The organism is Streptomyces sp. NPDC005408, assembly GCF_040606445.1.
GTDB lineage: Bacteria > Actinomycetota > Actinomycetes > Streptomycetales > Streptomycetaceae > Streptomyces.
On sequence record NZ_JBEXEX010000025.1, the window covers coordinates 1 to 15515 of the forward strand.

A 15515-nucleotide genomic window follows, 5' to 3' on the forward strand; every position below is an offset into this window, starting at 1 on the left:
GTCAGTCGCCGACGCTCCGCGTCGGCTCCTTCCTCCGCCTTGCGATCGCACGCACCAGACCCCGCTCCCTGATCCGGCCTGATCCAAACGACAGGACCTAGGTCACCGAGTCCGCCCAGGCGTACGGCGGCCCGCCGCGCCCCGCGCCCGGACCCGCGCCGACCGCTTCCAGGTCCCGGTCCGCCGCTCGCATCAGCTTCCCGGCGATGTCCCTCATGGCCCGGCTCGCCGCGAGCTCGTCGCCGATTGCCGGCACATCGACATCCTGGGGGTTGCAGTGCGCGACCCCATGTCCGGTGAGTGTGGTGGTGCCCGTGTCCAGTACGGCGCGGGCCTTCGTCTTGCCGTCCTCTTCGGACAGCTGAACGCTGACCTTCCATTCCAGAGTCCGAGTGCTCATCGCGCACCTCCTCGCCCGCGGCCGCAGTGAGCCGCCGCGACGCAGTCCTGCCTTCAGGATCCACCCACCCGTTCCCGGTCGCGCGCCGCCCCCTGGCCATCCGGGGGATCTCCGGCCATGCCACGACGCGTCGTGCCCGGCAGCGGCAGGTCAACGGCTACGTTCGCCCGACGAAGGCGCTGCGCGGGGTGACCAGACACCCGGTGACCGCCGGGTCCGGGAGGTGAATGGTGGGGCGCACGAACGGACAGGCCCGCCCGGTAGGGGTGCGCGGCAAAGCATCGCCGCGAGCCGCCCGCCGTGGCGCCGCGAGGCGGCTGAGGTGCCTTGCCGCGTTGTCCCTGCTGGCGGGGCTGCTGACCTCGTGCGGTTCGGAGGAATCCGGCCCGGTAACCCTGAACTGGTACAACTTCCCCGACGACTCGGGTGCCCTGGCGAGCGCGGCGAACAACTGCACCCGCGCCTCGGGCGGCCGGTACCGCATCGCGTACAACAAGCTCCCGCGCGGCGCCGACGGCCAGCGTCAGCAGCTCGTCCGCCGGCTCGCCGCCGAGGACAACACCATGGACATCCTCGGCCTCGACGTCACCTGGGCCGCGGAGTTCGCCGAGGCGAAGTGGATCCTGCCGTGGACGGGCAGCAACCGCAGCAACGCCACCGCGGGCACCCTCGCAGTGCCGCTGCAGACGGCGACGTGGAAGGGCAAGCTGTACGCCGTCCCGTACAACACCAACACCCAGTTGCTGTGGTACCGAAGCGACCTCGTGCCCAAGCCCCCCAAGACCTGGGCGGAGATGCTGGCCATGGCACGGGCCCTCGCCAAGCAGGGCAAGCCGCACTTCGTAGAGATCCAGGGAGCCCAGTACGAGGGGCTGACGGTCTGGTTCAACACGCTCGTGGAGAGCGCGGGCGGCTCCATCCTCAACCGCACGGCCACCGCGCCCTCGCTCGGCCCGCCCGCGGTCCAGGCAGCCACGATCATGCGCAACCTGGCCAGATCGCCGGCCGGGGACCCCTCCCTGTCCAACCAGATGGAGGACCAGAACCGGCTGGCGATGGAGTCGGGAAGCGCCGCCTTCGAGCTGAACTACCCGTTCGTCTATCCGTCGATGAAGGCGAACAAGCCCGGGCTGTTCAAGAGTTTCCGGTGGGCGCCGTACCCCGCAGTGGACCCCGGCCGGCCGTCGAAGCCCACCATCGGTGGCATCGACCTCGCCATCGGCGCCTACTCGCGCCATCCCGACCTCGCGTTCGAGGCCGCGCTGTGCCTGCGTAACCGTCCGAACCAGATGACTGCGGCACTCGAGGGCGGACTGCCGCCGACCCTGCGGTCGCTCTACTCGGACAAGACATTCGTCAAGAGCTACCCGTTCTCCGCCGAAGTGCTCTCGGCCCTGGAGAACGCCAGCACCCGCCCCCAGACCCCCGCCTACCAGAACGTGTCCATCGCGATCTCGCACACGCTCTCCCCGCCCTCGGGGATCAGTCCTCGGAGCGACGTCGATGAAATCGGCAGCCAGATCAAGGACGCCCTAGAGTCCAAGGGGCTGATCCCGTGAACACCCCGACCCCCGCTACGGCGACGGTTCCCGCGCCCGCCCCCGGCAAGGCCGATGCACTGTCCGAGGGCGCACGTGAGGAACGACGGCTGGGCTGGCTGCTGTGCGCGCCCGCGGTGGTCGTCATGCTCGCCGTCACGGCCTACCCCATCGGCTACGCGATCTATCTGTCCCTGCAGCGCTACGACCTGCGCTTCCCCAGCCAGGCGAAGTTCGTTGGCTTCAGCAACTACGGGGCCGTGCTCTCCTCCCAGTTCTGGTGGGAGGCGTTCTGGGTCACCCTGTTCATCACCGCCGTCTCGGTGATCGTGGAACTCGTCCTCGGCTTCGCGCTGGCCATCGTCATGCACCGCGCCATCTTCGGCAGAGGGACCGTGCGTACGGCGATCCTGGTCCCGTACGGCATCGTCACCGTCGTCGCGGCCTACTCATGGCAGTACGCCTGGACTCCGGACACCGGATACCTCGCCGCGCTGCTGCCCTCCGGTGACGCCCCGCTGACCGAGCAGTGGCCGGCCATCGGCCTGATCATCCTCGCCGAGGTCTGGAAGACCACCCCCTTCATGGCGCTTCTCCTGCTGGCCGGGCTCGCCCTGGTGCCCGAGGAGACGCTGCGCGCCGCCATGGTCGACGGTGCGTCCGCCTGGCAGCGCTTCGCCTTTGTCACCGTGCCGCTGATGAAGCCCGCCATCCTGGTGGCGCTGCTGTTCCGCACCCTGGACGCCTTCCGGATCTTCGACAACATCTACATCCTGACCTCGGGCGCCCATGGCACAGGTTCGGTGTCGATCCTCGGCTACGACAACCTGTTCACCTCGCTCAACCTCGGCATCGGATCGGCAATCTCGGTGCTCATCTTCATCTGCGTCGGCCTGATCGCCTTCGCCTTCATCAAGCTCTTCGGGACTGCCGCGCCCGGCTCACAGGAGGCGGGTCGCTGATGGCCACTGCTGGCAAGAGGCGCATCACCGGCTGGGCCGTCGTCAACACCGTGGTCATCGCCTATGCCCTGTTCCCGGTCTGGTGGATCGCGGCCCTGTCGTTCAAGGAGCCCAGCACCCTGACCGACGGCAACTTCGTCCCGTCGAAGTGGACGTTCGAGAACTACCGCGGCATCTTCGACACCTCGGAGTTCACCCGCGCCCTGATCAACTCGATCGGCATTGCCCTGATCGCCACGGTGATCGCCGTTGTGCTGGGCACCATGGCCGCCTACGCCGTGGCCAGGCTCCGCTTCCCCGGCAAGAAGCTCCTGGTCGGCATGTCCCTGTTGATCGCGATGTTCCCGCCGATCTCCCTGGTGTCGCCGCTGTTCAACATCGAGCGCATCCTGGGGATCTTCGACACCTGGCCGGGGCTGATCATCCCGTACATGACCTTCTCCCTCCCGCTCGCGATCTACACCCTCGCGGCTTTCTTCCGGGAGATCCCGTGGGATCTGGAGAAGGCTGCCAAGGTCGACGGCGCCACGCCCGCCCAGGCCTTCCGGCTGGTGATCGCGCCGCTGGCCGCGCCGGGCGTGGTCACCACCGCGATCCTCGTCTTCATCTTCTGCTGGAACGACTTCCTGTTCGCGATCTCCCTGACCTCGACAACCCGGGCCCGCACCGTGCCGGCGGCGATCGCATTCTTCACCGGGAGCAGTCAGTTCCAGCAGCCCACCGGTTCGATCGCCGCCGCCGCGGTGGTGATCACCATTCCGATCATCGTCTTCGTGCTGCTGTTCCAGCGGCGCATCGTCGCCGGACTGACGTCCGGGGCCGTCAAGGGCTGACCGGCAACAGCCGACCGTCAGGACAAGGAGCACCGACCGTGGCCGAGATCGTTCTCGAGGGCATCACCAAGAGGTATCCCGACGGCGCCCTGGCCGTGCGGGACGTCAATCTCACCGTGGGCGACGGGGAGTTCGTCATCCTCGTCGGGCCCTCGGGCTGCGGCAAATCCACCACGCTCAACATGATCGCCGGTCTTGAGGACATCACCGACGGCACGTTGCGCATCGGCGACCAGGTCGTCAACGACAAGGCGCCCAAAGACCGCGACATCGCCATGGTCTTCCAGAGCTACGCCCTCTATCCGCACATGACCGTGCGCGACAACATGGGCTTCGCCCTGCGCCTGGCCAAGGCCGACAAGGCCACCATCAAGAGCAAGGTGGAGGAGGCCGCCCGCATCCTCGACCTGACGGATCATCTGGACCGCAAGCCCGCGAACCTCTCGGGCGGCCAGCGTCAGCGTGTGGCGATGGGCCGCGCCATCGTCCGCAGCCCCAAGGCGTTCCTGATGGACGAGCCGCTGTCCAACCTCGACGCCAAGCTCCGGGTGCAGATGCGCACCCAGATCTCGCGCCTCCAGCAGCGGCTGGCCACCACCACCGTCTACGTCACCCACGACCAGACCGAGGCGATGACGCTCGGAGACCGCGTGGTCGTCATGCGCAGCGGCATCGTCCAGCAGGTCGGCACCCCGCAGCATCTCTACGACGAGCCCCGCAACCTGTTCGTCGCCGGTTTCATCGGCTCACCGGCCATGAACTTCATCCACGCGACGCTGGAAGAGAACGTGCTGCGCACCGCCATCGGCGATCTTCCGCTGAACGACGAGATCCGCCGCAGCCTGGAGCGCCAGGACGTACCGCGCGATCTCATCGTCGGGCTGCGGCCCGAAGCGTTCGAGGACGCTTCGCTGGTCGACCCTGACCGGCCGGGGACGCGGTTCAGCGCGAGCGTGGACGTGGTCGAGTCCCTCGGCTCGGATGTGTACGCGTACTTCACCGAGGAGGGCTGGGAGCCGACCATGACCTCGGAACTCGAAGAGCTGGCAGCCGACTCCGGCCAGACCGACACCGGAGGCGAGGCCAACAAGATCGTCACCCGGCTCGACACGGGCACGCGCATCCGCGAGGGAGGCCGGGCCGAGCTGTGGGTGGACACATCAAGGCTCCATGTCTTCGACCCGCGCACCGGTGTGAACCTCACCCACCCCGAGAACAACGGGGGATGACAGCTTTCGCACATGACAGCGTGTCATGGCGGGCCAGGCGGCAGCCGGGTGGGGAACATTTGGAGGCCACAGTCGCGATGGGGCTGCGGTCGGCACGTCAGGGACGTGCATGTCGTCCCTCTGACCTGAGTTGCTGAGCCGCGCTCTGCCCACCGGTCGACCCCCAGGGCAGAGCGCGTCTGCTTCGGCGCAACAAGCGGCCCCTAGGGCCTGTCGTCCGGCCAGATTCCTACGTGGTCGGGTTCCAGCTCCAGCATGACCCGGTCGCGCATGCCCAGGGCCTCGGTGTACTCCGCGGGCAGCTGAAGGCGGCCTGCGCGGTCGAGCATCGCGTACTCCCTGGCCACCACCGACTCCTGGCCCGTCGTCGCGTCGACCTCCGTACGGCGCAGGGTTTCCGTGGACGTGCGGCCGTCGCGGATGGCGACCGTGCGGCGGACCTCGCCGGCCACCGACTGGTCGTGAGTGACGATGACGGTCGTCGTGCCGAGTTCCTCGTTCGCCGTACGAAGCGCCGCGAAGACCTGCTCGGCCGTCTGGGAATCCAGCTCGCCCGTCGGCTCGTCGGCGAGCAGCACCGACGGCTCGTTCGCCAGCGCCACCGCGATCGCCACGCGCTGCTGCTGGCCGCCGGACATCTGGTGAGGGCGCCGGTCGCGGCAGTCGGCCACGTCCAGCAGGGACAGCAGGGATTCGGCCCGCTCGGCCTTCTTTTTCGTACGGCCGCGCAGCTGCATCGGCAGCGTCACGTTCTGCACGGCGCTCAGATACGGCAGCAGATTGCGTGCCGTCTGCTGCCAGACGAAGCCGACCACCTCGCGCCGGTAGCGCAGCCGGTCCTTCGCGCCCATGGTCAGCAGATCGCAGCCGGCCACCTTCGCGGCGCCCGCCGTCGGTTCGTCCAGGCCCGCGAGGATGTTCATCAGGGTCGACTTGCCGCTGCCCGAAGCGCCGACCAGGGCCATCAACTCGCCCTCGCGCACCAGCAGATCGAGCCCCTGCAGCGCCTGCACCTCGACTCCGTCCGTGGAGAAGATACGGACCAGACGGTCGCAGGTGATCAGCGCGTCGTGGCCGTACTCGGGCCGGTCGCGCCGGGCCGCTGCCCGGCGCTCCAGTTCGCCGAGGGTGATCCCCGTGGCGGACTCGGTCGTGGAGGACTCGGTCATCGCGTGTCTCCTGCCCTGAGTTCGGTGGTTGTCGTACGCCGGGTGGTCACCCAGGCCTGCGCCGCGGCCACCGCCGACGCGATCACCACCACGGCGAGCGCGGGCAGCAGCAGACTCACCGGGTCGGCGCGCAGCTGGACCGTGCCGAGCGAGGTGAACCGCCCCTGGGCGGCCAGGGCCAGGCGGCCCAGGTCGATTCCGGGAGCGAGCAGCCGGATCGCCGCCCAGCCGACGAGTGCACCGCCCACGGCCGCAAGCAGCGCCTGCGGAAGGTTCTCCAGGATCAGCAGGCGGCGCCCCTGACGGCGGGTCAGGCCCATGGTGCGCAGCCGGCCCAGCAGCGCGGCCCGCTCCGGGGCGGTCTGAAGCAGTGAGAGCACCAGCGCGAGGACGGCGAATCCTGCGCCGGCCGCTGCGGCCACCGCGTAGATCCGTTCGGCGCCGCTCTGCACGGGTGACTCGGTGAAGCTGTCCCGTTCGGCGGAGCGCAGCGTCACGGTGGCGCCGCCCGCGGTACGGGCAGCTGCCTTGAGATCCGCGCCGGAGACCGAAGGGCCGGAGATCAGCAGGGTGGTGGCGGGGCGGCTGCCCGGCAGACCCGCCGCGTCGACCACCAGGAACTCGCCGCCGGCCACGGCGGGGGTGGCGCTGCGTACGGCGTCCACGCGGACCGTGAACAGGCCGCCCGCAGGGCCGATCGCGGTCGTCCGGCCGCTGAGCCGTTCGGCAACAGCGGGGGAGGCGAGTGCGGGCAGCACTCCGGACGACTTCCGCAGCTCGTCGGCCCGGAAGGCGCCGAGGCCGGTGCGGCGGGCGAGACGCGCGTACGAGTCGGGGTCGACGGCGAGCAGCGTGACGCTTTCGGTGCCGCCGTCCCGCAGATCCAGGTCGGACTCGCTGTGTACGGGCACGACATCGCGCACCCCGGCGACCTTCCGTATCTTCCCGGCCAGCGTGTCCGCCAGCGCCTCGGCCGAGTCGACCCGGGCATCGGCGCCGACCGCGACGAGCGACGCCCGGTCGCGGGCGTCGGCGACCCCGGCGAGCACCGAGCCGCCGAACGCCGCCGTCGTCAGGGCCACGAGCAGCGCCAGCAGCGGAAGGGCGGTGGTGGCGGGGGACCGGCCCGCACGGGCCAGCGACAGAAAGCCGATCGCGCCGCGCCGTCGCGCCACCGGCAGCGCCGCGAGCCGCAATGGCAGCGGATACAGCCGTACGAGCAGCAGTGCGGCGATCACACCCACCAGCACCGGTGCGGCGCTGACCAGTTCGTCCACGTCGCCGTCCGACGTACCCCGGCGGCGCAGCGCCGCCACCGCTGCCACGGTCAGTACCAGCAGCGTCAGTTCGGCCACGCTACGGCGGCGCGAGGGTCTGGCCCGTACGAGATCGTCCCGTTCGCCGTGCAGCCGCGGTCGCCGGTGCAGGAACGCGGCCCGCAGCGGCAGTGCGGCACAGGCGACCAGCGCGACCGCCGCCGAGGCCAGCAACGGCGGCAGCGTCCGGCCCTCGGGGACGATGACGAGCGCAAGAGCACAGCCGACGGCGGCGTTGGGCAGCACGGGTACGGCGACCTCCGCGAGCAGCCGCCCTGCGATACCGCGGACCGAACCGCCGCGCGAACGCAGCAGGGACAGCTCGGTGTGCCTGCGTGCCGCGGCCAGGCCGCCTGCCATCAGCAGGACGACGCCCGCGACGCTGCCGACACCGAAGGCTGCGACGGCGACCACCGGATTGATGGCGGAGAGGATGCCGTCGAAGTCGATGAGGATGTCGTCCAGGCCCGTGTCGATCTGCAGTCCGGGCGAGACGACGGTGTGCAACGTGCTCTGCAGCGGGCCGTGTTCGAGGGACGCGATCGCTTGCCTGATCCGGGGCAGATCACCGACGCCGACCCCGGCCGGGTCGGGGGCGATGCGCCAATAGGCCTCGGTCTCCATGGTCACGGACAGCAGCGCCGGTGCCGCTTCGGGGGCCAGCAGCAGCGCGCCGTGCCAGTAGGGCTGAGGGACGGTCTGCGCCGTGTAGAGCCGTGTCGGCGTGCGCAGGACCGGTTCGACGGACCAGTAGCTCAGCCGGGGCCGCACTGGTTCGACGATGCCGGTGACGGTCACGGCGAGGGGCGTGCCGCCTGGCCGCGGGACATGGATGGTCGAACCGGCCTTGATCCGGAGGGTCTTGGCGGTGGCCGAGGTGACCGCCGCCTCCACGGCATCGGCGTCCGGGGTGACGGAGTCCGCCGTGGCCCTGGGCAGCCGTCCTGAGCCCAGGGTGGAGTGCTCGGCGATTCCGGCCTGGGCGACTAGCGTGAACACCGGGCCCCCGCCGTCCAGTTGGGGCAGCCACTCGTCGGTGGCCGCAACGGGCTTGCGGATGTGCACTCCGTACGCGGACTGCCCGGCGTCCGCGCGCAGCGGTTTCGGCAGCACGGCCAGGATCTGGCGGTAGTGCTCGGTCAGCCGACGGAACTGCAGCGAATCGGCCCAGTCGCCCGGGGCGGTGTCCTCCTGCAGCATCGGCGCGTCAGTCAACTGGATGGCGCTTCGCTCCGGCGAGGCGCCCCTCATCTCATGGCGCAGACCCTGGCTTTCGTACGTGTCCACTGCGCGCGGGAAGGCCGCGGCGAGGAACGAGGTGACCAGGACGAGCAGCATCAGTGCGACGGCGGGCCCGGGTGCGGTGCGCAGCCGGGTACGGACCCAGGGGGCGGCGGCCTTCATGTCACTCGCCTCCCTGGACGCGCAGCGCCGTCGCAGGATCGCCGCGGCGCAGCGCCAGCGCCGCCACGATGAGCACGGGCGCGGCGGCAACTCCCGCGACCAGCAGGGCAACCCGGCCGACCGGCAGCTCGACCAGCACACCCGGAACGGGCTGTGTGGCCTGCCCGGTCAGCACGATCAGCGGCACCACGGCACGGGTGAGCACCGCGCCGAGGGCGAGCCCGATCAGCAGGGCGAGCCCGATCAGCAGCGACTGTTCGGCGGCCAGCAGCCGGGCCAGCTGGCGCCGGGGGGTACCGAGCGCCCGGAGCACCGCAAACTCCGCCGAGCGTTCCCGCAGCGCTCCCACCGTGCTCACCGCGAAGCCGACCGCGGCCAGCGCGGCAGCGACGAGGGCCACCGCGAGCAGTGCCGACTGCGGGCCCGCACCGAGTGGGTCGTCGTGCAGGTCCTCGGCGATCTCGTCACGCACCTGAATCTGGGTCGGGTCGATCTCGGCCCTGTCCCGCAGTGCCGCGGCGACCCGATCCGCCGTGCCGGGCTCGGTGAACAGCCACCATTCGGTGGGCGGGAACGCCGAGTCGGGGCGGGCGGCGAGCACCCTGTTGACGGCCCGCAGATCGAGCAGCAGCGCGCCGCCGTCGGTCGCGGGGGTGGCGGCAGGGTCGGGGCCGCCCGCACCGGGCCCGGTGGTCGGGATGCCCCGCATGACGCCCGCGATCTTCACCTTGACGGGGCCTCCGGGCATCGGGATTTCGATTTCGGAGCCGGGTTTCGCGCCGCTGGACTCGAGGAAGCGATCGGTCGCCAGTGCGGCCGGCACGGCGGGTGCTGCCCGCCGTGCCGCGACCCGGACGGTGACCGTGCGCTCGGCACCCCATTCGTCGTCGAACACCGCCCTGCCCGTGTGGTACGAGAGGTCGAGCGGCGTCCGGGCCGACGAGCCCACGACGGTGATCGCGGGCGGGAGCTCGCCCTTGTCGGGGTTGGGCTCGGCGCTCACGGTTGCGATCGGCTCCCAGACCAGCCCGTTGGGCACGGTGACCGCCCGGGCCGTGCCGCCGGCGGTGATCGAGCGCATCCCGCCGATCGTGAGCCGCTTCGGCGCGATCCGGTCCGGGTAGCCCGCCTCGTCGAACTCGACCGCGGTCAGCGCCAGCGGACCTGCGGGCCTCCCCGCCGGGGCGTCGGCGGCCTTGGCGAGGTCCGCGGTCATTGTGTGCGGCTTGCCGTCCGGCGCGAGTGTGTCCAACTGCAGCCGGTACGGCACTCCATAGCGGTCCTCGACGGTGACGGTGATGATGGTGCCCGCTCCGTTGGACGGGCCGTCCTCGGCGCCGCGAAGCGTGATGTCGAGAGCAAGGCGCGCGGTGCCGTCGGGCAGCAGCACCCCGGCGCGGGCGGTCTTCCGCGGGCGCAGGGCCGCAAGCAGCCTCTCGGGTTCACCGTCCCCCAGATCGTCCCGCAGCCGCAGTTCCGGGCCGGCGAGTGAGGTGTCGAGGGCCAGTACGCCGGCCTGGCGCCCGCCCGAGAGACCGAGGCCGGTACGGGCGGCCGGCACCGCGGTCCGTATGCCCGGCATCCCGTCGTACACCCCGCCCTGGCCGAACTGGACGGTGCCACTGCCCAGTACACGCACGGGGGCACCGGCACGGAAGTCCGCCTGGTCGTCCTGCGAGCGGTCCCAGGAAGCTCCCTGCCCGATCGCCAGCATCCCCATCGCGACGGCGAGCACCAGCAGCAGCACCGGACCCGCGCCGCGCAGCGGTCTGCGGCTGAGCTGCCAGCCGGCGAGCGAGGCGGTCAGCCCCCGGCCCCCGGACGCTCGCCGCTCGGCGAGCTTCGCGGTCGGCGGCAGCAGCCGCAGGGTGAGGACGGTCCCGGCCAGCAGCGCCAGCGCGGGCGCCACGACGAGCAGCGGATCGATGCCCAACTGTCCCTCGCGGTCGCCGCTGAGCGCACCGCTGCCGGACGTGCGCCGGTCCAATTGCCAGTACGCGACAGCGGCGACGACGAGGAGTCCGACATCGGCTCCGGCCCGCAGCGGGGCGGGCAGCGCACGGGCACGGCCGCGCGCCGCACGGGCCGCGGTGAGCGCCGGGGCCACCACGGCAGCGGCGCAGGCCAGCGCCGCCACCGCGCCGACCAGCCAGACCTGTGCGGTCAGGCCGGTGTCGATGTGCAGTCCGATCCTGGCCAGCAGACCCTGTCCGGCCAGCAGCCGGGTCAGCGGTCCGGCGAGCAGCGGTGCGCACACGGCGGCGGGCAGCGCGAGCAGCAGTGCTTCCAGGGCGGAGAGCGAGGCGAGACGGCCGCGCGATGCGCCGCGGGCCAGCAGGACTTGGGTCTCGCCCGCGCGTTCCGTGCTCAGCAGGCGGGCCACCAGCAGCAGTGCGTATGCGGCGAGCAGCACCAGCTGCAACGAAACGATCAGGAGCGTCGCGCGGGACACCAGCAGGGCCCGTTCCAACTGGCCGAGCACGTCGGGCAGCGAGGTGCGGGCCACGACCCCGCCCTTCAGCGCGGGCTGTGCGGTGAGGAACTTCTGGCTGTTCTTCGCGGCCGTGCGCAGAGGATCGATCCGGTCGGCGCCGAACGTGCCGAAGTCGGCGGTGGCCAGCCAGGACAGACCGCCCTGCGTGATACGGCCGGATCCGAAGGCCGCGGCGTCGGTGAGCAGCGGCCCGTACGTCATGAACGAGTCCTTGCGCACACCGCGTCCGCCCAGCTCGTCCAACTGCCAGTACGGATCGTTCCGGTCGACGGGACGATAGATGCCGGTGACGCGTATCCGCAGCGCGGGACCGCCGAGCCGGTCGGGGAGGGTCAGTACCCGCGGCCCTGGCGAAAGCTTCAGCTGCTTCGCGGCCGCCTCGGGCACCGCGACCCCGATCACGTCTCCCGGTCCCGCCGTAGGCCAGTCGCCCTTGGACAGACGGACCCGTGAACGGTCCGCCACGGCAAGCTTGGTGAGGTCCGGTTCGCCCTTGCGCGCGGCCGGTGGCTGCAGACTGCGCGGCAGCGCGTACGGTCCCGAGCGGTCGAACTGCCGCAGGGTCACCGGCAGTCCGTCGAAGGACTGCTGTGCCCCGCGCCGGGCGGCCCGCACGGCCGCGGCACGGTCCGCGCCGGGACTCTCCGCGGTGATGACCAGCGAGGCGGCCGCGGCGTTCCTGGTCTGCAGAGCGTGACGCAGCCCGGCGTCGCCGACGGAGCCTGCGAAGGCGGCGAGGGTGGCCAGTACGGCGGTGGTCAGCAGGACGGCGAGCAGTGCGGCCGTGAGCAGCAACCGGTGTCCGCGTACACGGAGAAACACAAACCCCGTCACCGGTCTCCCCCTGAAGTGCTCTGTGTACGTCCCCCGAAAGCCCTTTCGGAACGGATGCTTTCAGAGGCGGCGGGCGCAGGACACCGCTCTCACACAGGACTTGATCGGATCGTGACCGGATTCCGGCACGGGAACTCCGGATTCCGGCTCGCCGGCCGGCGGGTCAGACCTGCTCGACGATATGGCCGTCGTTGAGTTCGAGTACCCGGTCGGCCAGGCCCAGCAGCTGGGCGTCGTGTGTGGCGACCAGTGCCGTCACACCCTCGCCCCGTACCACGGCACGCAGCAGCTCCATCACCGCGAGCCCGGTCTCCGCGTCCAGCTGGCCCGTCGGTTCGTCGGCGATCAGCAGGGCGGGCCGGTTGGCGAGCGCGCGGGCGATGGCGACGCGTTGCTGCTGGCCGCCGGAGAGCTCGCCGGGACGCTGTGCCGCGTGATCGGCGAGTCCGACCAGGGCGAGGAGCAGCTCGACGCGCTCCTCGCGTTCCTTCCGGTCGGTTCTGCGCAGGCGCATCGGCACACCGACGTTCTCGGCAGCGGTCAGGATCGGGATCAGGCCGAAGGACTGGAAGATGAAGCCGATCCGGTCGCGGCGCAGCTCCAGCAGGCCGTCCTCACCGAGGCCGGCCAGATCGGTGCCGCCGAGGGTGATGCGGCCCTCGTCGGGGGAGTCGAGCCCGCCGACGAGGTTGAGGAGCGTCGTCTTCCCGGAGCCTGATCGGCCCTTGAGGGCGACCAGTTCACCGCGCGGGACGTCGAAGGAGATGCCGCGCAGCGCGTGGACGGCGGCGGCCCCGGAGCCGTAGGAGCGGTGCAGGTTCTCGACCCGCACCATGGGTTCCCCGTCCCGGACCGCTGCGACGGTCGTGCCGGAGTGCGAGCTGATGCTCTCGGTCATGAAGAGTTCCCCCGTACGGAATCGGTCCGGCTCAGTATGTGCAGGGGCGTGCCGCCGGGCAATGGCCGACCGCCAGGAGCCTCGTGTCGAACGCATGGGCGGGGCGGGGAAGGGGTCATGGTGGTTCCGTCGACACAACCAATCGCCGGGACGGCTCGGGACCAAGGATCAGTGCATGAACAGCTCAGATTTGCTGGCAGACGCGTTCGAGCGCATCCGTGAGGCAGTACACGGGGCGGTCGAGGGGCTTTCACCTGACGACCTCAACGCACGGCTGGACCCCGGCGCGAATTCGATCGCCTGGCTCGTGTGGCATCTGACGCGCATCCAGGACGACCATGTGGCCGATGCGGCCGCGGCGGAACAGGTGTGGTTCTCGCAGAAGTGGGCGGACCGATTCGAGCTGCCCTTCCCCAAGGGGGCGACCGGGTTCGGCCACTCCAGCAAGCAGGTCGCGGCGGTACGGGTCGACTCCGCCGAGCTGCTGCTCGGCTACTTCGACGCCGTGCACGAGCAGACCGTGCGGTTCGTCAGCGGGCTCGACGACGCGGCGCTCGACAGCGTCGTGGACGAGTCCTGGTCCCCGCCGGTCACCCTCGGGGTCCGTCTGGTCAGCGTCATCGCCGACGACCTGCAGCACGCGGGCCAGGCGGCGTTCGTCCGCGGCTCCCTGGAGCGCCGGTAGACACAACACGCCGAATTGCGGTGCCGCCGGGGCTCGGGCCCGGCGGCACCGTGGGCTTTACAGCAGCTTCGCGAAGCAGAGCTGTGCCGAGCTGGAGCCCTTGGCCTTGACGCGGTGCCGTGGGCTCGGTACGTACATGCCAGACGCTTTGGTATAGACCAAGCGCACTCGGTGGAGGCAGCAATGCGAAGATCATTAGCGCTGGTCGTCACGCTCATCGGGGCCTTCGTCCTCTTTCTGGCACCACCCGCAGCCGCGGCCACGCCGACGGCCGCGTTCGCCAAGACATCGACCTGGGACGGCGGTTACCAGGGCGCATACACCATCACCAACGGCGGCACTTCCACGCTGACCGGCTGGACCGTCGAGTTCGACCTGCCCTCGGGTACCTCGGTCGGCGCCTACTGGGACGCGCTGGAGACCCAGAGCGGCAGCCACTACACGTTCAAGAACCGTGAGTACAACGGGTCGTTGGCGCCCGGAGCGACCGCGAGCTTCGGCTGGGTGTCGAGCGGGAGCGGTTCGCCGGTGAACTGCAAGCTCAACGGCACAGCCTGCCAGGGCGGTTCGGGCGGCGGCGACACGAGCGCGCCGACCGTGCCGTCCGGGGTGAGTGTCGGCTCGGCGACCAGTTCGTCGCTGAACGTGAGCTGGACGGCGTCGAGCGACGACTCGGGCGCGGTCGCGGGCTACGAGGTCTCGCGTGACGGCGGCACACCGGTCACGGTCGCGGGAACCTCGTCTACCGCCACCGGCCTGCAGGCGGGCACGAGTTACTCGTTCCGCGTCAGGGCCAAGGACGCCGCCGGCAACACCTCGGCCTACAGCGCGGCCGTCAGCGGTACGACGAGCACGGGTGGCGGCACACCACCGCCCGGCGGCGTACGCACCGCGCCGTACGTCGACATGGGTGCCTGGCCGACCCCGAGCATGCCCACGATGGCTTCGGCGAGCGGGCTGAAGAGCTTCACGATGGCCTTCGTCACCGCATCGAGCTGCAAGGCCATGTGGTTCAACGCCTATGACCCGCGCACCGGCTGGGCCAGGGACCAGGTCGACGCCATCCGGGCGGGCGGGGGAGACGTCAAGATCTCCTTCGGTGGCGCCAGCGGTATCGAACTGGCCCAGGCATGCTCGTCGGTCGACGCGCTGTACGCCGAGTACAACGCTGTCGTCACCGCCTACGACCTGACGTACGCCGACTTCGACATCGAGGGCGCGGCCACCGCCGACCCGGCCTCGGTGGCCCGGCGTTCCCAGGCCCTGGCGCGTCTCCAGCAGGCCCACCCCGGTCTGCGGATCTCCCTCACGCTCCCGGTTCTCCCCGAGGGGCTGACCGCCGACGGGCTGGCTGTGGTCAGATCAGCTCGGGACGCGGGGGTGAACCTCGACGTCGTGAACGTCATGGCGATGGACTACTACCGGAGCGTCGACTACGGCGACGCAGCGGTACAGGCTGCGCAGAGCACGTACACCCAGCTGAAGTCGCTGTACCCGGCCAAGAGCGACGCCCAGGTCTGGGCGATGGTCGGAGTGACGCCGATGCTCGGCCAGAACGACGACGGGCACATCTTCGACCAGGCCGACGCGCGCCAGGTGGTCACCTTCGCCCAGGGCAAGCACCTCGGTGAGCTCGCGTTCTGGGAGGAGACCCGCGACCGCAACGCCTGCACGGGCGCGCTCTACATGTGCACGAACATCCCGCAGTCCCCGTACGAGTTCTCGAAGATCTTCGCGGCCTATACCGGCTGAC

The 15515-nt window shown here is 70.7% G+C and carries 11 protein-coding genes; 6 read left to right on the forward strand and 5 right to left on the reverse strand.

The features are described 5' to 3' along the window. Nucleotides 1-97: 97 nt before the first annotated feature. Nucleotides 98-400 (reverse strand): dsRBD fold-containing protein, encoded by a 303-nt coding sequence (locus tag ABZS64_RS22815; RefSeq protein WP_355832538.1) that lies wholly within the window; start codon nucleotides 398-400, stop codon nucleotides 98-100. Between the two features lie 335 nt (nucleotides 401-735). Between ABZS64_RS22815 and ABZS64_RS22820 the strand changes: the two genes are divergently transcribed. Genes ABZS64_RS22820 through ugpC form a run of 4 tightly spaced genes read left to right on the forward strand, consistent with a single transcriptional unit; the run spans nucleotide 736 to nucleotide 4962 of the window. Continuing rightward, nucleotides 736-1959 carry an ABC transporter substrate-binding protein gene (locus ABZS64_RS22820; protein ID WP_355832541.1) on the forward strand — a complete coding sequence of 408 codons (1224 nt, stop codon included), beginning with the start codon at nucleotides 736-738 and terminating at the stop codon, nucleotides 1957-1959. 59 nt (nucleotides 1960-2018) lie between these two features. Next, nucleotides 2019-2900 carry a sugar ABC transporter permease gene (locus tag ABZS64_RS22825; protein ID WP_355832766.1) on the forward strand — a complete coding sequence of 294 codons (882 nt, stop codon included), beginning with the start codon at nucleotides 2019-2021 and terminating at the stop codon, nucleotides 2898-2900. Next, on the forward strand, nucleotides 2900-3733 hold the full coding sequence (locus tag ABZS64_RS22830; protein ID WP_355832544.1) for a carbohydrate ABC transporter permease: 834 nt from the start codon (nucleotides 2900-2902) through the stop codon (nucleotides 3731-3733). Before ABZS64_RS22825 ends, ABZS64_RS22830 begins: the two co-directional genes overlap by 1 nt. A gap of 38 nt (nucleotides 3734-3771) precedes the next feature. Continuing rightward, a complete protein-coding gene (gene ugpC / locus ABZS64_RS22835) occupies nucleotides 3772-4962 on the forward strand; it encodes a sn-glycerol-3-phosphate ABC transporter ATP-binding protein UgpC (RefSeq protein ID WP_355832547.1) in 1191 nt (396 codons plus the stop codon). 203 nt (nucleotides 4963-5165) lie between these two features. Here the strand turns inward: ugpC and ABZS64_RS22840 are convergent, their stop codons facing one another. The 4 genes from ABZS64_RS22840 to ABZS64_RS22855 form a co-directional block, all read right to left on the reverse strand. Then, nucleotides 5166-6131, reverse strand: a complete 966-nt coding sequence (locus tag ABZS64_RS22840; RefSeq protein ID WP_355832551.1) for an ABC transporter ATP-binding protein — start codon at nucleotides 6129-6131, stop codon at nucleotides 5166-5168. Further along, nucleotides 6128-8851, reverse strand: a complete 2724-nt coding sequence (locus tag ABZS64_RS22845; protein ID WP_355832554.1) for an FtsX-like permease family protein — start codon at nucleotides 8849-8851, stop codon at nucleotides 6128-6130. Before ABZS64_RS22845 ends, ABZS64_RS22840 begins: the two co-directional genes overlap by 4 nt. Before the next feature lies 1 nt (nucleotide 8852). Then, nucleotides 8853-12179 (reverse strand): FtsX-like permease family protein, encoded by a 3327-nt coding sequence (locus ABZS64_RS22850; RefSeq protein ID WP_355832557.1) that lies wholly within the window; start codon nucleotides 12177-12179, stop codon nucleotides 8853-8855. Nucleotides 12180-12342: 163 nt separating this feature from the next. Further along, nucleotides 12343-13077, reverse strand: a complete 735-nt coding sequence (locus tag ABZS64_RS22855) for an ABC transporter ATP-binding protein (protein ID WP_355832560.1) — start codon at nucleotides 13075-13077, stop codon at nucleotides 12343-12345. 175 nt (nucleotides 13078-13252) lie between these two features. On the opposite strand from ABZS64_RS22855, the gene ABZS64_RS22860 reads away from it, so the two are divergent. Together ABZS64_RS22860 and ABZS64_RS22865 are read left to right on the forward strand one after the other, a co-directional pair. Next, entirely contained in the window at nucleotides 13253-13762 is a 510-nt protein-coding gene (locus ABZS64_RS22860) for a DUF664 domain-containing protein (RefSeq protein WP_355832562.1), read from the forward strand. A 183-nt stretch (nucleotides 13763-13945) separates the two neighbouring features. Continuing rightward, nucleotides 13946-15514 carry a cellulose binding domain-containing protein gene (locus tag ABZS64_RS22865; RefSeq protein WP_355832565.1) on the forward strand — a complete coding sequence of 523 codons (1569 nt, stop codon included), beginning with the start codon at nucleotides 13946-13948 and terminating at the stop codon, nucleotides 15512-15514. Nucleotide 15515 lies beyond the last annotated feature (1 nt).